We start from the raw sequence: 18311 nt of genomic DNA on the forward strand, positions 1-18311 counted from the left end.
ACTCTCCTTGATGAATTTTAATGAAACAACCGCCAATACCACCGGATGATTGTACCGCCGTAATAATACACGATGACCGCTGCCAATGCAATGGACGGGCCAAATGGAACAGGAGTTTTGCGACCTTGATTTCGCACCGATAACACAATCATACCGACAATCATGCCGATGACGGATGCTAAAAATAAAGTTAGCAAGGTTTTCAAAGTCCCTAAAACCAGACCGATTAAGAAAAATAGTTTAATGTCGCCGCCACCCATTCCTCCTTTTGAAATTACCGCTATCAAAAGCAATATTCCAAAACCTATCATTGCACCAAGAAAAGCATCCCACCACGGTTCAATCGGCGAAAGAATGCGACCTAAGATTAGCAATGGTAAAAAGAAAAGAAGCACTTTGTCCGGAATAATCATATATTTTAGGTCAGATACGACAATGATCACTAATAATGAAATAAAGAAAAGCGCAATGGCCAATTCAATGGACAATCCGAGCTGAATATAACTAAATGCAAACAGTAAACCTGTTGCAAGCTCTGAAACTACATAAATCGGCGAAATCTTCGCTTCACACGTCCGGCATTTTCCTCGTAACCATATGTATGAAAATACAGGAACTAAATCAATCGCAGTCAGTCGCCTTTGACAATTCGGACAATAGGATGGTGGAGTAATGATTGACTCTTTCTTAGGAATTCTTAGGCCTACAACGTTAAAAAATGACCCAAACACAATTCCAAATAGAAAGAAAAAAATTCCATACACAATTTCCATGTAAAGCGCTCCTCACAAAATCGATTGACTATTCATCTCCTTCATAATAGAAGGTTGTCACTTGAACAGTTGCTTCGATGCTATCCACTGGATCCTCAGCGAATTCATTTTCTTCCCCAGGCAGAGAAAAATCGATAATATCATACAATAAATTTATAGACTAAAAATCATCCGTTTTACTGGAAATTTTTTATTTTATAATATATATCCATTCCTGAGAAATAATAGTTCCCTTCTACTATAATTATATTTTTGATTACCTTTGTTATATGTATATAAGATTTGTAAAAAATGTTTCATTTTTGTTACAAAAACAATATGTTACGATTCCATCATGTTTTGTAAGCAAGATAAATCAAAACATCAATATATTGTGACAATGAAAGCACAATTCTCTATCTTCTATAGCAATTTTCAACGTTTTTCATTACATTGAAATTAGAATTCATTCTACATGATAAGTAGGTGCTTATAGTGAAATATCTATTCAACCAAAGAGGCGGTAAATCGCTAGTTGTTACAGCAATCACGATTTGTGTACTTTTCCTTATTTCAGGCGGTGCAATGATTTATTTTACAATTAAAGATCAAAATATCGAATTTTCTGAAGAAGTGGTAGCTGAGGCTACAAGAGCGGCAGAAGCGGAACTTAATAAAGCCTATGCGGTTGCGGAACAATATCCATTTGAAAAGCGTTTCGAAGCAATCCAATCGATTGGCTATCGCGAACCAAAGGAAGGTGAATATGCCATCTTCACCTTTGAAAAAGAATATAAAGAAGATGATGAATTTTACGTTATTTTAAAAATGAAACCACATGCTGAATATGAAAATCTTACAAGAGTTTATGTTTCAGTTTTTGATAAAGAAAACGGAGCACTTATTGTTGAAAAAGAAAATGTTTTGAAATGGGAAGCGGAAGGAAAATAATTCTAATAATCGGAGCGAATGATGATAACATTATGTTATTCAATTCGCTCCTTTTTTACTTCGGTAACTTTATTTATAAGGAATTTTTATATAAAACTTTCATTTTATATTCATCAAATGTCAAAATTTTTATAATAAATAGTACCCATTAAAGTTTCATAAAAATGTATAATGAAGTATAAATAGTATTTTGTTCCCATTTTAGACTGTAAATAAAAAAATCAACCTCGATAGTTTATATAGCGCTCTTTATTCATCAGGTTATACATAAATCTATTTTAAGTGAGGTTAATTTTGTTCTTTAGGAGGAGTAAATGAAAAAAATCTTACGAAATGAACTGGGCCTTTCATTATTAGAAGTAGTTGCTTCAATCATTATCCTTTCCATTATTCTAATTGCTTTTTTCACTTTCTTAGTACAATCCAAAAAAATAAATCGTATATCCGAGTCTATCGCAGACGCAACATATATAGCGCAAATGGAAATGGAAAATTTATATTCATTATCGAATGGTGAAAACTTTAATAATCTAATATTAAAACTGAAGTCTGACAGTAATTATACGTTGCAATCAGAAAGTCTAAAAAAATGCCCAAATAATAATCAAGATTATTCTGATTATGTGTTCGAAAAAATAGATTCTCAATATCCTAATTTCAAAGGAGAAATTCATATAAAAACTCTTTGTCAATATGAGAATAGCGTATCTTTTCGGATAGAGTTGATTGACTTGAATACAAATAGCACAAAAGCTATTTTAGAAAATGTTTATATGTTAAAGGTGACAAATTAGGCGGTGGGATTATCAGAATGTCTAAGCATAATCAACAAGGCTTGACTTTGGTGGAAGTTCTAGCTGTTATCATCATTTTATCGATTATTTCCACATTTATCTTTTCTATTATGAACTCTTCTATTTCACAACATTCTGAACAAGGAAAAGAAGTACAACAAATTCAAAGTGGTGCATTTGTTTTAAAACAAATCACGAAAGATATGAGAAAGAGTTATAGAATTGAAATTGATTCTGAAAATGCGAATAAATATTATCTATACAATAAAGAAAAACTACTCTATCAATACGAATACACGTCAAACAATGAATTGTTACGAACAGATGAAAACAACGATGTTACAGTAGTAGGAAAAAATATAGAAAGCTTTTTAATCTCAACTGATAATGAAGGAAAAGAAGCAACCATATTTTTTTAAATTAATGGCAAAGAATATCGAACGACCATTAATTTTAGAAGAGGGGGATCGTGATGAAGTTCATTAAAAATCACCAAGGCTACGCATTATTTCTGACCATTTTGGTTCTTATGTTAGCTTCTGTTATCGGAATATCCCTATTAACCATCACGTCAAATACAAATAAAACAACTATCCACGAAAGAGAAAATCAAGCATTATTTTACATTGCCGAGGCAGGTGTAAACCTTGAAAAATCAAATGTATTGAAAGTGTTAAAAGAACTGGACGGAGATATTAAAGCCTCTTTCGAAAATTTGGATCCAAATATCGATAAAAAAGACTTACAAAATTTATATTACGAAAAATTAGTAGATGATTTTTGTAAAAAATATACTGGTGGTAAATGTGGTTCTACTTATTATTTGGAAGAACAGTTCTCCAAAAAACCTAAAGCAGAAACAGAAGTGTCGATACATTTAAATCAACAGCCAATTATCACCATTACATCAACAGGTTTTTTTGAAGAGTATCCAGCGCAATCACGTACAGTTACTCAAGAATTGTATTTAAATATTAATGTCAATATTCAACCTAAAGAAGGTGGAAATGATCAATCGAACGAAGATGAACGCGAAAATGAAAAAGAAGAAAACGTTCTCCCTTTAGAGAATTTTACAGTGTTTACAAAAAGAGATATAGAATTGAGCGGTGGAGCAACCATCCACGGTAATGCCGGATCTATATAAGGCGATATAACTTTAAACGGAGATTCAACCATTACTGGAAGTATTGCAGCAGCTGATGAATCGAAGCTAAAATATCCAAATTGGATGGAGGGCATAAAAGAAAAATTTACATCACTCCCTGAATTTTTAAAAAATTCCCCTTCAAAATTAGATCATTATTTACCTGAATTTCCAGATAAAATTTTTCAAGAAGGAGAATATTTCCCTCTACCAAAAGATTATGAAATTGTGAAAAATCCATACAATAAACATTGGGTCATTAAAGATGGGCATTTAAATGCTACTTCTGATTTAGCAGATAACTTTACATTAACATTGAATAACGACACAAGACTTAAATCTATTAACATAACTGGTAATAATACAATTACCATTGATATTGGTAATAAGGAGATTAATTTACTAGTTGATAATTTAAACATTTCACAAGGTCATATCAACATTATAGGATCAGGAACATTAAATATTTATGCGAAAAAAATTTCTTCTATTGGAGGATCTTGTCAATTAAATTTAAATGGCAACCCTGCTTCTTTTAATATATTTTATAATGGCACTGCCCCTCTCTCCTTCTCTGGTGGAGCAAAAGTAAACGGATCCTTGTATGTAAAACAAAGCAATTTAGAATTATCTGGTGGTTTTACTATTGATGGCAATATTTATAGTGGCGGTTCAGAGATTGAAATAAAAGGAGGAGTATCAACAAGTGGTCAATGGATAGTCGCTCCAAAAGCAACGTTATCCTTAAACGGAGGCGGTAACGTAACCGGCATAGTGATTGCAAATTCTATCAACGCTGTAGGAAATACAAGCATAAATTATGGCGAACCTATCGTTCCAAATCCAGCTGTTCCACCAACACCTAATACTCCAACGGATACAGAATATAATCTTGATACGGACTTAAGTGATCCATTTATTGAACAACCATTAGTTGAAATTGATAAGTAAAAAAGAAAGCGTAGAAACTCTCCATTTCAGAAAGTTTTCTACGCTTTCATTATACCTTAGTACATTTTCAAATAATGCTCTCTCTCCCACGGGTGAACTGTGGAGCGGTACATTTCGAATTCGATTTCCTTCGCTTCTTTAAAGTTTTGGTAAATATGTGGTCCAAGTGCGTTTTTCACCACTTCATCTTGTTCCAACAAGCGTAGCGCATCGTCCAATTGCGCAGGCAAGTTTTCAATTCCGTTTTCACGACGCTCTTCTTCTGTCATGATATAGATGTTTCGGTTAATTGGTGCTGGCGGCGTTAATTTATTTTTAATTCCGTCAAGACCAGCCGCTAAAATAACTGTCATTGCTAAATATGGATTCGCTGATGGATCAACAGAACGCACTTCAATACGTGTTGACACTCCGCGAGAAGCTGGTACACGAATTAATGGAGAGCGATTTTGTGCAGACCAAGCGACATATACAGGGGCTTCAAACCCAGGTACTAAACGCTTGTAAGAGTTCACTGTTGGATTTGTAATGGCCGTAAAGCTTTGTACGTGTTTTAATACACCAGCCATAAATTGCATCGCTGTTTCGGATAATCCAAGTTCTGTTGATGGATCATAGAATGCATTCTCTTTTCCTTTGAATAAAGAAACATTGCAGTGCATACCTGACCCTGCTTCACCGAATAATGGCTTCGGCATAAACGTTGCATGTAAACCATGTTTTCTTGCAATCGTTTTAACTACTAATTTAAATGTTTGAATATTATCACAAGCGGTAATTGCGTCTGCATATTTAAAGTCGATTTCATGTTGTCCTGGCGCCACTTCATGGTGAGACGCTTCCACTTCGAAGCCCATCTCTTCTAACTCTAATACAATATCGCGGCGGCAGTTTTCTCCAAGGTCAGTTGGAGCTAAATCAAAATATCCACCATGGTCGTTAACTTCTAAAGTAGGTTCGCCGTTTTCATCCAATTTAAATAAGAAGAACTCTGGTTCAGGCCCTAGATTGAAATCGGTAAAGCCCATTTCTTGCATTTCTTTAATAATTCGTTTCAAGTTTGTGCGAGGGTCACCTAAGAATGGTTCGCCATCAGCAGTGTAAATATCACAAATAAAACGAGCTACCTTTCCTTTCCCAGTTGTCCAAGGGAATACCATGAATGTATCTAAATCCGGATATAAATACATATCAGATTCTTCAATTCGCACAAATCCTTCAATGGAAGATCCGTCGAACATCATTTTATTGTTCAATGCCTTATCCAATTGGCTTACAGGAATTTCCACGTTTTTGATTGTTCCTAAAATATCTGTAAATTGTAGTCGGATGAATTTTACTTCCTTTTCTTCTACTAAACGATAGATATCTTCTTTTGTATAACGACTCAAAAAATCCACTCTCCTAATTATGTTAGCTTTGCTTTGACGATTGTTATTGATAGAGCCTATTAACGTCTCCATAACGCAAGGAAGGTTTTTGCAAACGGGATTGAGCAATCTTCATTTCTTCCCGCAAAATGCTGCGGATTTTATCTTCTGATAGTTCTTTTCCGATTTTATTATGCTCATTTTCCTCTTTTTTCATTTCAAAGACTTTTTTGATTCCCGCAATGTTTAAGCCTTGTTCAAGTAAATCTTTAATTTCTAGCAGTTGATCAACATCATTTAACGAAAACATTCGTTGATTGCCTTCTGTACGATGTGGACGAATTAAATCATGTTCTTCATAATAACGAATTTGGCGCGCCGTAAGATCCGTTAATTGAATTACCGTACCAATTGGCAATAAAGGCATAGATTTTCGAATTTCACTCGTCCGTTTCTTTTGATTTGACATGTCACTCCTCCCCAATGAGGAAATTTTACTACCTGTCATTTTATTTGTCAATGTCATGTTAGAAAACCTAACATCAGTAATTTATTGTATATTCGAGATAAATTGCCGTTTATCTAAGAAAAATTGTTTATTTTTTATTTTGACGCAAAACAAAAAGACTGTGGAAAAATTGATTGTCATTTTCCACAGTTTTTTCCTTTAACATTATCCTTTTTTCCATCGGTAAATCCATTCTAATAAATGGATAAATAAATTGATAAAAACTAAATATAAACTCAAAGCCATCTTTACAACTTCATCTTCTTTTACATAATGATTCCGAATTAAATTAAAATCATACACAGTGAAAAGAGCAAATACCAATACGATTAAAGCTGCAATCAATATATGTACTGTACTGCTAACTGAGATAAAGAAATAAATAAGGGAAAATATAATACCAATAAGTAAAATTGCCACTAAATACATTCCCCAGCTAGAAAGATCCCGTGGTATATTTAATCCCACTAACGCAAGTATAATAAATAGAATTACCGTTCCGAAAAATACGGAAAGCAAAAATGCTGCTCCTAGTGCCTCTATAAAAAACTGACCTAACCAAAAGAACATAATACCTGTTAAAAATGGAACAGCATATAAAATTCCACCCGCTAAATATGCATTGCGTACAAAAACGACGACAATTAACAAGAAAATATTCATAATTGCAATGGCCAAAACAATTGAGGATGGCAATAACATTCCAATCAATAAACCAATGGCCGTTAAACCCCACATTAAAGCAAAATGTTGTAATACAAGTCTTAAATGATGGGCGTACATGTAAACAACTCCGTTTATCTTATATAGTTCAATATATTTTTCATTGGAGTTGTATATTCAAACTAAAAGACCTTTCCGATATATTCAATCATTCGATTTTCCTTTGTCACGATAATTTTTGTGACACTTGCTCCTTCAATTTCAAAGTCCCATATATGTTGAATTGGTAATCGCAAAATCGATAATATTAGGGCGCGAATGGCTACACCATGGGATACAACAAGAATTTTCCCTGAAGTCAATTTTGTTGCACAAAATTGAACAAACTCGTCCATTCGTTGAATAACTTGTTGGAAACTTTCCCCGGTATCAGGGGTGTATCGTTCTGGATAACAGCAATATTCCTCGTATCTTTCTGCATCATCATTTTGAATTTCTGCAATCCGCTTTCCTTGCCAACTACCTAAATGAATTTCTTGCAATCTAGCATCTTTTTCAATCGTTAAATAATGACCTACTAATATTTCGGCAGTGTCATAGGCTCTTTTTGAAGGACTAGAAAAAGCCGCATCAAATGAAATGTCTTGAAGTTGCCCTTTTAAACGCATGACTTGCTCAATGCCCATTTTCGTCAAATTTGAATCGAGCCACCCTTGCAGCCGCCCTTCTTTATTCCATTCTGTTTCTCCATGGCGCACGATATAAAGTTCTAATTTATTTTCCATACCATTCATCCATAACTTGCTGAAATTTTTCGATTGCTTTTTCGCTTTTAATGCCCATTCGAAGCCATTTGCCATCCATACCAACAAAATTTTCTGTATGTCTTAAGACAACTCCATTACGAAGGCAATAAAAATAAAAATCTCTTGTTTTTTCCGATTCTTTCAATTGAAAGCATAAAAAGTTCGCAACGCTTTTCGTTATGTTGCATTGTTGTTTGTGCAAATAGTTTTCTAGATTTCTTTTTAATGATTGGTGATTTTCAATGCTTTCTTTTCGAAATTTATCATCTTCTAAACATAATCTGCCGATTTCGATTGCCAAAGCATTTACGTGCCAATGAGGAAGCTTTTCTCTCAACTGATTGATAACATTTTCGCTTGAAACTAAATATCCTAATCGAATGCCAGCAATACCGTACATTTTCGTCATCGATCTCATAACCGAAAGATTAGAATATTGTTTTATTAGGGAGATAACAGATTCAGATTCATCGGTCCAATCCATAAAGGCCTCATCAACTAACAGCTCACAACCTACTTCTCTTCCGTAAATCAAGAGTTCTTCAATTATATCCTTTGAAATAAGGGAACCCGTTGGATTATTCGGATTACATAAGTAGAGGCAAGAAGCATCATGCATGCTCTTTTTGATTTGATTCATTGGAAGTTTGTATGTCGTAATTTCTTGAGCCACATGTTCAATGATTTTGGCTCCTTGCACTTCCAACGTCGATTTATATTCAGAAAAGGTTGGATGAACGATGATTACTTGTTGATTCGTAAATCTTCCAGCAAAAAAGGTTAATAATTCTGCCGCGCCGTTTCCAATGATAAGGTTTTCCCGTTGAACATTTAGTTTCTTTGCTAGCATTGTTCTTAACGGTTCTGCTTCTGGATGCGGATAGGTGGAAATATGGTGAATGAATTGGGGCCAAGCTTCTTTCACTTTCTGAGGAAAGCCAAATGCATTCACATTTTCACTTAAATCATATACTTTTTCAGGAATTGGAATCTGAAAACGTTGATAAAGCGTTTTGTAATTAGCCCCATGCGACGGTAATTGCAACGACGCCACCTCCCATAATCATCGTAAATAGTGCTGAAACGATAAACATATGGCGAATTGCTTCTTTAATATGGTTTACCTCTAACGGCACATCCGCTTTTCCCATATAAGCTCTAAAGGATTGTACGCCTTGGTAAGAGTTGTAGCCTCCTAGTCTAATTCCAAGTTGATAGCTGGTAGCAGCTTCTAAATAACCGCTATTAGGACTAGGATGTTTTTTTGCATCTATCCTCCATAAACGAATCCGTTCAGCTAACGAGCGATGGGTTTTATTTTTCGTGAACAATAAAAGAATCAAACCTGTTAATCGACTTGGAATAAAGTTAGCTACGTCATCCAATTTTGCACTAAATTTTCCAAACTCAATATATTTTTCATTTTTATAACCAATCATGGAATCTAACGTGTTAATTGCTTTATAAGCCCATAATCCAGTTGCTCCAAAAAGACAAGCGTAAAATAGTGGTGCTGTTACCCCATCACTTGTATTTTCAGAGACTGTTTCTACAACACCGCGCACAATTTCCGATTCCTCTAAATGTTCGGTATCGCGCCCCACAATCCACGATAGTTTTTTTCTAGCTTCATTTAAATCTCCTGCAATTAACGCATGATATACTTCCATTGCTGCTTCTTTTAAACTTTTTTGGGCTAGTCCAATCCCAATCAATACCCCTTCAATGAGTATGCCTACTATTACATGAATTTTATAAGCTAAATACACTATAAGAAAAGTTGTAATAGCTACAACAGATACAACGAGAATACCGGTAATCATTCCTTTAAGAAAGCGGTAAGATCCTTTATTGAAACGATTGGTAAGGAATATGATGAATGAACCGATCCACCGAACAGGGTGTGGAAATTTTGGAGGGTCACCGATAAAAGCATCTAGCAATTGTCCTACAATCACTGCAACAATCGTCATGTTTTCGATATTCCTTTCGTATAAGCAATATATTCATCAACGGCCATTGTTAACGTTTCATATAAGGCTTTTCCAACAAACGAACCAAGTTTTGTAATGGACCCTCCATATTCATGAAATTCCCCTTTTTGAGTGGAGGCAATGCAAACGCTATCAGTAGAAGTACCTGTCGCAATCGTGCCGGAATTGGAATCGATAATGTTTCGTTCCGCGAGCACTTTTGTTTTCACTTCAATAGCGCAACATAATGCTTGAATTAATGCCTCATCCGTTAAATAACCGTTTATGAAAATAAAGATATTGATTGTGCCATTTGCTGGTTTATAAGAATATGCATGAGATTTTGTAACATCCACCGCATTACTCAATCCAGCAGTAACAAGTAAAACGATGGAAGTTTCACCCTCCTCGTAAAAACGTGAAAAGGCAAATTTCATATCGACAGCCGTCATCATCGCTACGGTTTTATCAAGTGGAAAGCCTTTGGATAGAAGAAATTGTTTCATTTCTTCATGGGCATCCTGAGGAAAATAGGTTTTATCAACAGTACGATTAATAAAATATTGATAATGACCATAACCAGGATTGTGCATAGCTGAACTAAACGTGCGCAGGGGTTCATTCGCTTCAATTGCAATAAATTCTCCATAGTTTTTGATACATTCAAGTGTTATCATTCTATTCCCTCTTTTTGACTACTCTATTAAGTAAGTTAACACAAATCGAAGTTTAAGTGAACAAACAATACAGCCGGTTAAGAAAACTTATGACTGAATGTTCAGGTGTTTCCATTTAAGTTGCTAGTAACCTGCTAACGTAGTCGATTTTTCAATAAAACGAGAAAAAGCAGCTCTTAATGAACTGCTTTAAATAGACTTTAATTTTTGAACTGCGCTGCAAACCGCATATTTTACATGCTCGTATGTTAAGCCACCCTGTACATATGCAGTATACGGCGGTCGTATTGGACCATCTGCTGTTAGTTCAATACTTGAACCTTGAACGAAAGTGCCTGCCGCCATGATGACATCATCTTCGTATCCAGGCATGTATGACGGAACAGGCGCATAATGGGCATTAATTGGAGAGGCTGCTTGTATTTCTTGACAAAAGGCAATCATCTGCTCCGAAGTTTGGAACGATACGGATTGTATTAAATCCGTGCGGTATTCCGTAAAATGAGGAGTTGTTTTCATTCCAACTTCCTCTAACATGGCAGATGTAAAGATTGCTCCTTTCAAACTTTGCGCCACAATATGAGGTGCTAAGAAAAAGCCTTGATAAAAATCGATTAGCGTATTTAAAGATGCGCCAGCTTCTCCACCAATGCCAGGGCTCGTCATACGATAAGCGCATTTCTCAACTAAATCAGCTCTACCAGCGATGTATCCACCTGTTTTGGCAAGTCCTCCTCCTGGATTTTTGATAAGTGAACCTGCCATTAAATCCGCCCCAACTTCTGTCGGCTCTAATCTTTCTACAAACTCACCGTAGCAATTGTCAACAAAGATTACGACGTCTTGTTTGATTTCTCTTATTTTTTCACACATTTCACGTATTTGATCAATTGTAAAGGAAGGTCTGATTGCATAACCTTTTGAGCGCTGGATTGCAACCATTTTCGTCTTTTCATTGATGGCTTGTCGAACACCTTCCCAATCAATTTCACGATCATTAATTAAATCAATATGTCGATACTGAATGCCGAAATCTTTTAAAGAACCTGTATCTTTTTCACCACCATCAACAATCGATTGGAGGGTATCATAAGGTTTCCCTGTGATATAGATTAATTCATCTCCAGGTCGTAGCACACCAAATAAACTTAACGTAATCGCATGAGTTCCAGAGATAATTTGACTTCGAACAAGGGCACTTTCTGCACCGAACACTTCGGCATAAACTCGTTCTAAATTATCTCGTCCCTCATCATCATATCCATACCCTGTTGATGGATTAAGATGAAAATCGCTTACTTGATGTTTTCGAAAAGCTGCTAATACCTTTTGTTGATTGAAAAAAGCTGTTTCATCCACTCTTTCATGGTAAGGCTTTACTTTTACTTCGATTTTTTTTGCAAGTTCTACAATTTCAGGTTTTAAGTTAGATACGAACATTTGTGATACTCCTGTCTTTTTTGCTTTTGAAGGAATTTCTTTTATTTTTATCCTTTACCATCTTATCAGTTCGTTGAAAGGAGTCAACTGTATTGCTGGAAATAGACAACCTAAACACTTGAATTTATTTAAATACTTTCGCCTTTTCCTCAAATACATGCTGCACTGGACAAAATTTCTGGAGTTATCAACAATAAAAAAGGGGAGTCCTCTCAAGAACTCCCCCGAATAATTCATTATTTAAACTCTAATTCTCCATCGTACGCTTCCATGCCGCCTTCTAAATTTGTCACATTATACCCATTTGATTCTAAAAATTGGCAAGCATTAGCACTGCGAACACCCGAACGGCATACAATAATATATTCTTTTGTAGGATCTAATTCCTTCATGCGTTCAGGGATAGATCCTAAAGGAATATGAACAGCACCTGGAATCATTCCGTTTGCCACTTCAAAATCTTCGCGTACATCAATAATATTTAAGTCCTCATTTGCATCCAATAAATTAATCAATTCTTCCGTTGTCATTGTTTTCATACGAATACCTCCAAACTTTCATCTGCCAAATATTATAATCGACAAAATAAAAATCGGCGAGTAGAATACTGCCGATTTCCATGCGTTTACTCTTCTGATTGAAGGGAAACATTTTTGGATGGTGAAAATGTTGAAATGGCATGTTTATAAATTAAATGTTGTTTACCTTCCGATTCAATTAACACCGTAAAGTTGTCATAAGACTTAATAGTTCCCTTTAATTGGAAACCATTTAATAAAAAGACAGTTACAAATGTATTGCTTTTACGCAAATTGTTTAAGAAAGCATCTTGTAAATTCATTGATTTCACACTGCACACCTCATCTATTTTTTTCTCTAGTGTAAATTATTCAATGCAAATGGATTATTTTCCTTCTTTATTATAAAAAAATTTAGACATTTTTAAAATACTTTCCCAATCATTTCCTATCCATTGCACATCCATTTTGTTTCGAAAATAGGTTAACTGCCTTTTTGCATATCGACGGGAATTTTGCTTAATTTGTTCCACCGCTTCTTCTAAGGAAATATGGCCATCCAAATAGTCATATAACTCTTTGTAACCAATTGCTTTTATGGATTGTACACCGCGGATATTTTTCTTCCACAAGCTTCGGACTTCTTCAAGCAACCCTTGTTCCATCATTAAATCAACCCGTTCGTTGATTCTTCTATACAATTCTTCCCGGTCGATATTCATACCAATAATTAAATGGTTGTACAATGGAACATTACCTCGATTCAGTTCCTCCGATTGTTTAGAAACGCCATGCAGTTCAATTAATTCCAATGCCCGAATGACGCGGCGTGTGTTGTTCGGATGAATTGTTTTTGCCGTTTCCGGATCTAGTGCTGCAAGTTTCTCATGCATTGCTTTTGGCCCTACTAATGCGAGTTCCTCGTAATATTTCTTGCGCGCTTCTTCGTTGACTTTTTCTTCAGTAAATTGAAAATCGTATAATACAGCCTGAATATATAAACCTGTTCCGCCAACGATAATTGGCAGTTTTCTTCTACTTTGAATTTCCTCTATTTTTTCTCTTACTAATCGTTGGTATTCCGCTACGGAAAAGCTTTCAGTCGGTTCTTTAAAGCTTAATAGATAATGAGGGATGCCTTCCATTTCTTCTTCTCGGATTTTTGCAGTCCCAATATTAAGACCTTTATAAACTTGCATTGAATCGCCGTTAATGATTTCACCGTCAAAAGCTTTCGCCATTTTGATGCTCAATGCCGTTTTTCCAGAAGCGGTAGGGCCAACGATTGCTACTACATCAATTTGTTTTTCCATTTTTTAACCACCGTAATAGGACTTGATATACTACTTCTTTATTATGTTCATTTAATATTTCATGTCGCATGCCTTCAAACAAATAAACCGCAACATGCTGAAGGCCTGCATCTGTTAATTCTTTTGCGACTTTAAACACCCCTTTACCATTGTTCCCAACCGGATCTACACTGCCGCTAACTAAAAGAACAGGCAAGTCTTTTCGTATTTTTTTATTTTCATCTTTTTGATGAATTAACAGCAGCCCTTCTGTTAAATCTTTAAAAAATTGATGGGTTGGGATGAATCCGCAATAAGGATCTTCCAAATAATTTTCCACTTCTTTTATATTACTGCTTAACCAATCAAATGGGGTTTTAGCGTTTTCAAATTGTTTGTTGAAGCTTGTGAAAGTTAATTCATTCATCCATTTACTTTCCATCTCTTTTCCTTGATAACGAGCAAGAAATTTGGCAAGTACATTCCCTACATAATGCAAAGCTGTTGTTGAGCCCGTTCCACATAAAATACATTGATGGACGAGACTTGAATGAAGTTGAATAAATCGGCGGGCAATAAAGGAACCCATGCTGTGGCCAAATAAAATGCACTCAAGCTCATCATTCATCGTTTCATTCATGACTTCATACACATCTTGCACAACTCGCTCAAAACCATCTTCGTCACAAAAATAGCCAAACTTTCCGCTCGCTTCACCCGTTTTCCCGTGGCCACGGTGGTCATGTACAACCACTCGATATCCATTCTGACACAGTATACGGGCAAATTCATCGTAGCGATCTCCATGTTCTCCCATGCCGTGAAGAATATAAAAGTTTCCGATTGGCTGTTCTTGTTCATAAATTCTTGTGTAGATTTGTACTCCGTCACTCATAGTGATCCATCGTGCATTTTTCACCGCCATCACCCTTCGCATCTTGAATAAATTGATTTAACTGCATGGAATAAAATAATTTTTCATTTTCAGAATAGCCAAGCCTTTTACTCATTATGTCAATGACCACATCTTTTGTTCGTTCCACGAGTGCAAGATCAAAATACATGAGGCCTGTTCTGCGGATGAAAAAATCAGCTGGTGTGTATGCCATTTCATAATAAATGCTATAAAGCAACTGAGCAAACAACGTTTTTGGAAGTTTATCAGTCGGTTCTTGTGATTCTAGTAAAGTAAATACCCGTTCGACATTCCTTCCATACATGCGGGCAAGCATCTTTGCTTCTTCGAAAGGCAGTCCAACCTTTGTCCCTTCCATTGCCTTGTGATTTACAAATGCCTCAAAATTGTTAGAGTGAAGACCCTCAGCACCAGAAAGCGATAAAGTTTTTGTTTTGCATTTTGTCGCATGACGAAAACGATGTTTCTTCACGATTTTATCAACAATTTGTTCCGCCATTAGACGATACCCAGTGAGCTTTCCCCCTGTGATAGTCATTAATCCGCTTTTTGAAGTCCAAATTTCATCCTTTCTTGAAATCTCAGACGGATTCACTTCTTTTTCAAAAATGAGAGGCCGAATTCCAGCCCAGGTAGACTCTACATCTTTACTATCTAAAGATAGGGTTGGAAATACGGAACGCAGAGCATTCAACAAATATTCCACTTCTTCTTTTGTTGCAACCGGATGAACAAGGTCTTCATGATAAAACGTATCGGTTGTTCCGACGTATATTTTTTGATTTCTCGGGATGGCAAACACCATTCGACCATCTTCTGTATCGAAATATATCGCCTGCTCTAAAGGAAGCGCGGACTTGTCTATTACAATATGAATTCCCTTTGTTAATTTTAATACCTTTCCTTTTTTATTATGTGGAACATCTTTAGATAAAAGTTCATCTACCCAAGGCCCTGTAGCATTGACAATTTGCGTGGCATGGATTGTTACTCTTTTCCCAGTTATTTCATCACGTACTTTTGCTGCAACAATTCGATTTTTCTCATAAACAAATTCCGTTACTCTTGCGTAATTTAAGCAAATCGTTTTATACTCTACCGCTTTCTTAATTGCCTCGATGGTCAGTCTTGCATCGTCTGTTTTATACTCCACGTAATAACCAGCTCCGCGCAAGCCGTCCTTCTTCAAAAACGGTATGAGTTGAAGTGTCTCTTTCTTTGAAAGCATTTTTCGGCGTTCTGATTTGCGTACTTGTGCTAATGAATCATAGATTTTTAAGCCAATGGAAGTGGATAGTTTCCCTAAAGAACCATTTTTGTAAATAGGAAGTAGCATTTTTTCAGGAGTTGTAACATGGATGCTATTTCTATAAACAATTTCTCTTTCTCTCCCTACTTCCGCTACAAGAGCAAACTCCAATTGTTTTAAATAGCGAAGTCCTCCGTGAATCAGTTTCGTTGAACGGCTGGAAGTGCCTGCTGCGAAATCTTGCATATCCACTAACGCCACGGAAAGACCTCTTGATGCAGCATCCAACGCAATACCTGCACCAGTAATTCCACCGCCAATAACCAACACATCAAACGAATAGTTATTTAACAGTTGCAACATGTTGGAACGATTTTGAAATGAAAACATCCGAACACTCCTTTATTAAGTTTTTGCTACTTCCTTTTACATAACCCGTTTAAACATTTTTTCAATTTCATAAGTGGAGAAATGAATCATCACCGGACGTCCATGAGGGCAAGTAAACGGATTTTCCGCTTTGCGCAGGTCGTTAATAAGCGCCACCATTTGTTCTTTCGTTAAATAATAGTTCGCTTTAATGGAACGTTTACAGCTCATCATGATGGCTGCTTCTTCTCTTAATTTTTTTACATCCGTTTTTCGAGTTTTTAATACTTGTTCAATTAATTCTTCGATGATTTCTTGTTCAAAACCTTTTGGGAACCAAGTTGGATGTTCACGAACAACAAAAGAAGATGAGCCAAACTCTTCGAGAAATACCCCTACTTCTTCTAACGCTTGTCGATTTTCTTTTAAGATGAATGCCTCATCTTGGCTGTAGTGGAACGTTAAAGGCAGCAATAATGCTTGCCGCTCATTCGGATCCACTTCCCCCACCTTTTCTTTAAAATATTCATATTTTATTCGTTCTTGTGCAGCGTGTTGATCGATTAAATAAAAGCCATCTTCCATTTGTGCAACGATATAAGTTCCGTGAATTTGCCCAACCACTTCTAGCTCCGGAAATGGTTCCATTTTCTTTTCCTCGTCAGGTTCACCAGCAACATTCACAAGATCTTCCGTTTTATAATTTTCTATCTCAAAAGAAACTTGATTGTCAGTTGAATCATCCCATTGGTTGCCTAATTCCGTTGGAGCTGATTCAACTTCTATTTCATCCATAGCAGGACTTTCATTTATAATGGCCGATTCATCGGCTAGACGTTCGACAATTGTCTTGATTTTTGATTCATTAATCGTAGGTTGTTTCCAAATATTCATTTGCTCAGAAATTGGTCGAATGATTTTCTCTTTTTTTTGAGCTAATGGGACATTCATACGTTCACGAATCGCATGGCGAATCGTTTGTTCAATCAACGGCAACAACTCTTCTTCTTTACTTAAACGAATTTGTAATTTCGTAGGATGCACATTGACATCAGTCAAATATGGATCGCCTTCGATGTACAATGCAACGATTGGAAAGCGTTCAATCGGCAAAAAAGTGTGATAAGCATCAACGATTGATTTTTGGACTAAGTAATGTTTCACCCATCGGCCATTGACGAAAATGGAGATATAGTTTTTAGACGCGCGTGTAATTTCAGGCAAAGAAGCATATCCGTGAATGGAATAGTCTCTATTTTCTCCACTGAAAGCTATCATCTTTTTTGCATTTTGCATTCCGTAAATCGCTGCAAGTACTTGTTGCACATTTCCACGACCATTTGTTTGAAGGAGTGTTCCTCCATTATGAACAAGCTTAAATGCGATATTTGGATACGCAAGGGCTAAACGATTCATTAAATCGATGGAGTGCCCGAGCTCTGTTTGAATTGTTTTTAAATACTTTAGCCGAGCTGGTGTATTAAAAAATAGTTGGGACACGGTAATTTCTGTCCCTTTTCTTAGTGGCCCCGGCTTTTTCGATACAATATTTCCACCTTCAAGTTCTAATTCAATTCCCGATTCCCCATCAGAAGTTTTTAATTGAAGTTTCGAAACAGCAGCGATTGATGCAAGAGCTTCCCCCCGGAATCCAAGGGTGCGGATGCGAAATAAATCTTGCTCTTTCGAGATTTTGGATGTCGCATGGCGATAAAAACATAACATCGCATCAGTCTCATCCATGCCGCTTCCGTTATCAATAACTTGAATAGAAGTTAAGCCCGCTTCCTCAAGGAAAACTTCAATGGATGAACTTCCTGCATCAATGGCATTTTCAACAAGTTCTTTCACAACCGATGAAGGTCTTTCAACAACTTCCCCCGCTGCTATTTTGTTGGATAGCCATTCATCCATCAGTTGAATCTTACCCATGCG

At 36.1% G+C, this 18311-nt stretch carries 20 protein-coding genes; 5 read left to right on the plus strand and 15 right to left on the minus strand.

Translation table 11 applies throughout. The features are described from left to right. Nucleotides 1–17 precede the first annotated feature (17 nt). On the minus strand, nucleotides 18–773 hold the full coding sequence (locus NSU17_RS02430; protein WP_340704195.1) for a prepilin peptidase: 756 nt from the start codon (nucleotides 771–773) through the stop codon (nucleotides 18–20). A 474-nt stretch (nucleotides 774–1247) separates the two neighbouring features. Here NSU17_RS02430 and NSU17_RS02435 point away from each other — a divergent pair, with 474 nt between their 5' ends. The 5 genes from NSU17_RS02435 to NSU17_RS02455 all read left to right on the plus strand — a co-directional run bounded on the left by NSU17_RS02435 (nucleotide 1248) and on the right by NSU17_RS02455 (nucleotide 4595). Further along, nucleotides 1248–1703 (plus strand): hypothetical protein, encoded by a 456-nt coding sequence (locus NSU17_RS02435; protein ID WP_340704196.1) that lies wholly within the window; start codon nucleotides 1248–1250, stop codon nucleotides 1701–1703. A 314-nt stretch (nucleotides 1704–2017) separates the two neighbouring features. Continuing rightward, nucleotides 2018–2497 (plus strand): hypothetical protein, encoded by a 480-nt coding sequence (locus tag NSU17_RS02440; protein WP_340704197.1) that lies wholly within the window; start codon nucleotides 2018–2020, stop codon nucleotides 2495–2497. Between the two features lie 17 nt (nucleotides 2498–2514). Continuing rightward, nucleotides 2515–2916: a PulJ/GspJ family protein gene (locus NSU17_RS02445; protein ID WP_340704198.1), complete on the plus strand. Its 402-nt coding sequence runs from the start codon at nucleotides 2515–2517 to the stop codon at nucleotides 2914–2916. Nucleotides 2917–2969: 53 nt separating this feature from the next. Then, entirely contained in the window at nucleotides 2970–3644 is a 675-nt protein-coding gene (locus NSU17_RS02450; RefSeq protein WP_340704199.1) for a pilus assembly PilX N-terminal domain-containing protein, read from the plus strand. Between the two features lie 84 nt (nucleotides 3645–3728). Then, nucleotides 3729–4595 (plus strand): DUF7305 domain-containing protein, encoded by an 867-nt coding sequence (locus tag NSU17_RS02455; RefSeq protein WP_340704200.1) that lies wholly within the window; start codon nucleotides 3729–3731, stop codon nucleotides 4593–4595. A 56-nt stretch (nucleotides 4596–4651) separates the two neighbouring features. On the opposite strand, the gene glnA is transcribed toward NSU17_RS02455, so the two are convergent. The 14 genes from glnA to mutL form a co-directional block, all read right to left on the minus strand. After that, nucleotides 4652–5986, minus strand: a complete 1335-nt coding sequence (gene glnA / locus NSU17_RS02460) for a type I glutamate--ammonia ligase (RefSeq protein ID WP_340704201.1) — start codon at nucleotides 5984–5986, stop codon at nucleotides 4652–4654. 43 nt (nucleotides 5987–6029) lie between these two features. Beyond that, nucleotides 6030–6434 (minus strand): MerR family transcriptional regulator, encoded by a 405-nt coding sequence (locus NSU17_RS02465; RefSeq protein ID WP_016836852.1) that lies wholly within the window; start codon nucleotides 6432–6434, stop codon nucleotides 6030–6032. A gap of 204 nt (nucleotides 6435–6638) precedes the next feature. Then, entirely contained in the window at nucleotides 6639–7256 is a 618-nt protein-coding gene (locus NSU17_RS02470) for a Bax inhibitor-1/YccA family protein (RefSeq protein ID WP_340704202.1), read from the minus strand. A 62-nt stretch (nucleotides 7257–7318) separates the two neighbouring features. Then, nucleotides 7319–7921: a histidine phosphatase family protein gene (locus tag NSU17_RS02475; protein ID WP_340704203.1), complete on the minus strand. Its 603-nt coding sequence runs from the start codon at nucleotides 7919–7921 to the stop codon at nucleotides 7319–7321. Next, a complete protein-coding gene (locus NSU17_RS02480; RefSeq protein ID WP_340704204.1) occupies nucleotides 7911–8987 on the minus strand; it encodes a pyridoxal phosphate-dependent aminotransferase in 1077 nt (358 codons plus the stop codon). Before NSU17_RS02480 ends, NSU17_RS02475 begins: the two co-directional genes overlap by 11 nt. Next, entirely contained in the window at nucleotides 8962–9915 is a 954-nt protein-coding gene (gene cbiB, locus NSU17_RS02485; protein WP_340704205.1) for an adenosylcobinamide-phosphate synthase CbiB, read from the minus strand. Before cbiB ends, NSU17_RS02480 begins: the two co-directional genes overlap by 26 nt. Next, the gene (locus NSU17_RS02490; protein WP_096550723.1) at nucleotides 9912–10592 is read right to left on the minus strand and encodes an adenosylcobinamide amidohydrolase; all 681 of its coding nucleotides are present in this window, start codon (nucleotides 10590–10592) and stop codon (nucleotides 9912–9914) included. The genes cbiB and NSU17_RS02490 overlap by 4 nt, the downstream gene beginning before the upstream one ends. 189 nt (nucleotides 10593–10781) lie before the next feature. Next, complete coding sequence (locus NSU17_RS02495) at nucleotides 10782–12032, minus strand: methionine gamma-lyase family protein (RefSeq protein ID WP_340704206.1); 1251 nt, start codon at nucleotides 12030–12032, stop codon at nucleotides 10782–10784. A 236-nt stretch (nucleotides 12033–12268) separates the two neighbouring features. Then, nucleotides 12269–12571, minus strand: a complete 303-nt coding sequence (locus tag NSU17_RS02500) for a rhodanese-like domain-containing protein (protein ID WP_016836844.1) — start codon at nucleotides 12569–12571, stop codon at nucleotides 12269–12271. Nucleotides 12572–12657: 86 nt separating this feature from the next. Beyond that, entirely contained in the window at nucleotides 12658–12882 is a 225-nt protein-coding gene (gene hfq / locus NSU17_RS02505; RefSeq protein WP_340704207.1) for an RNA chaperone Hfq, read from the minus strand. A gap of 54 nt (nucleotides 12883–12936) precedes the next feature. After that, nucleotides 12937–13863, minus strand: coding sequence for a tRNA (adenosine(37)-N6)-dimethylallyltransferase MiaA (gene miaA / locus NSU17_RS02510; RefSeq protein WP_340435962.1), 927 nt, complete (start codon nucleotides 13861–13863; stop codon nucleotides 12937–12939). Further along, nucleotides 13847–14737, minus strand: coding sequence for an alpha/beta fold hydrolase (locus NSU17_RS02515; RefSeq protein WP_340435960.1), 891 nt, complete (start codon nucleotides 14735–14737; stop codon nucleotides 13847–13849). The genes miaA and NSU17_RS02515 overlap by 17 nt, the downstream gene beginning before the upstream one ends. Beyond that, nucleotides 14730–16397: a glycerol-3-phosphate dehydrogenase/oxidase gene (locus NSU17_RS02520; RefSeq protein ID WP_340704208.1), complete on the minus strand. Its 1668-nt coding sequence runs from the start codon at nucleotides 16395–16397 to the stop codon at nucleotides 14730–14732. The genes NSU17_RS02515 and NSU17_RS02520 overlap by 8 nt, the downstream gene beginning before the upstream one ends. A gap of 36 nt (nucleotides 16398–16433) precedes the next feature. Then, complete coding sequence (mutL, locus tag NSU17_RS02525) at nucleotides 16434–18308, minus strand: DNA mismatch repair endonuclease MutL (RefSeq protein WP_340704209.1); 1875 nt, start codon at nucleotides 18306–18308, stop codon at nucleotides 16434–16436. Nucleotides 18309–18311: the final 3 nt, after the last annotated feature.

This window comes from Ureibacillus sp. FSL K6-2830, assembly GCF_038004145.1.
Classification (GTDB): Bacteria; Bacillota; Bacilli; order Bacillales_A; family Planococcaceae; genus Ureibacillus; species Ureibacillus thermosphaericus.

What these genes read in the sequence shown, in the direction of transcription:
- NSU17_RS02430 (WP_340704195.1), bottom strand. Translation starts at nt 773, where the DNA reads ATGGAAATTGTGTATGGAATTTTTTTCTTTCTATTTGGAATTGTGTTT.
- NSU17_RS02440 (WP_340704197.1), top strand. Translation starts at nt 2,018, where the DNA reads ATGAAAAAAATCTTACGAAATGAACTGGGCCTTTCATTATTAGAAGTA.
- NSU17_RS02445 (WP_340704198.1), top strand. Translation starts at nt 2,515, where the DNA reads ATGTCTAAGCATAATCAACAAGGCTTGACTTTGGTGGAAGTTCTAGCT.
- NSU17_RS02450 (WP_340704199.1), top strand. Translation starts at nt 2,970, where the DNA reads ATGAAGTTCATTAAAAATCACCAAGGCTACGCATTATTTCTGACCATT.
- NSU17_RS02455 (WP_340704200.1), top strand. Translation starts at nt 3,729, where the DNA reads ATGGAGGGCATAAAAGAAAAATTTACATCACTCCCTGAATTTTTAAAA.
- NSU17_RS02465 (WP_016836852.1), bottom strand. Translation starts at nt 6,434, where the DNA reads ATGTCAAATCAAAAGAAACGGACGAGTGAAATTCGAAAATCTATGCCT.
- NSU17_RS02470 (WP_340704202.1), bottom strand. Translation starts at nt 7,256, where the DNA reads ATGTACGCCCATCATTTAAGACTTGTATTACAACATTTTGCTTTAATG.
- NSU17_RS02475 (WP_340704203.1), bottom strand. Translation starts at nt 7,921, where the DNA reads ATGGAAAATAAATTAGAACTTTATATCGTGCGCCATGGAGAAACAGAA.
- cbiB (WP_340704205.1), bottom strand. Translation starts at nt 9,915, where the DNA reads ATGACGATTGTTGCAGTGATTGTAGGACAATTGCTAGATGCTTTTATC.
- NSU17_RS02490 (WP_096550723.1), bottom strand. Translation starts at nt 10,592, where the DNA reads ATGATAACACTTGAATGTATCAAAAACTATGGAGAATTTATTGCAATT.
- NSU17_RS02495 (WP_340704206.1), bottom strand. Translation starts at nt 12,032, where the DNA reads ATGTTCGTATCTAACTTAAAACCTGAAATTGTAGAACTTGCAAAAAAA.
- NSU17_RS02500 (WP_016836844.1), bottom strand. Translation starts at nt 12,571, where the DNA reads ATGAAAACAATGACAACGGAAGAATTGATTAATTTATTGGATGCAAAT.
- miaA (WP_340435962.1), bottom strand. Translation starts at nt 13,863, where the DNA reads ATGGAAAAACAAATTGATGTAGTAGCAATCGTTGGCCCTACCGCTTCT.
- NSU17_RS02515 (WP_340435960.1), bottom strand. Translation starts at nt 14,737, where the DNA reads ATGAGTGACGGAGTACAAATCTACACAAGAATTTATGAACAAGAACAG.
- NSU17_RS02520 (WP_340704208.1), bottom strand. Translation starts at nt 16,397, where the DNA reads ATGTTTTCATTTCAAAATCGTTCCAACATGTTGCAACTGTTAAATAAC.
- mutL (WP_340704209.1), bottom strand. Translation starts at nt 18,308, where the DNA reads ATGGGTAAGATTCAACTGATGGATGAATGGCTATCCAACAAAATAGCA.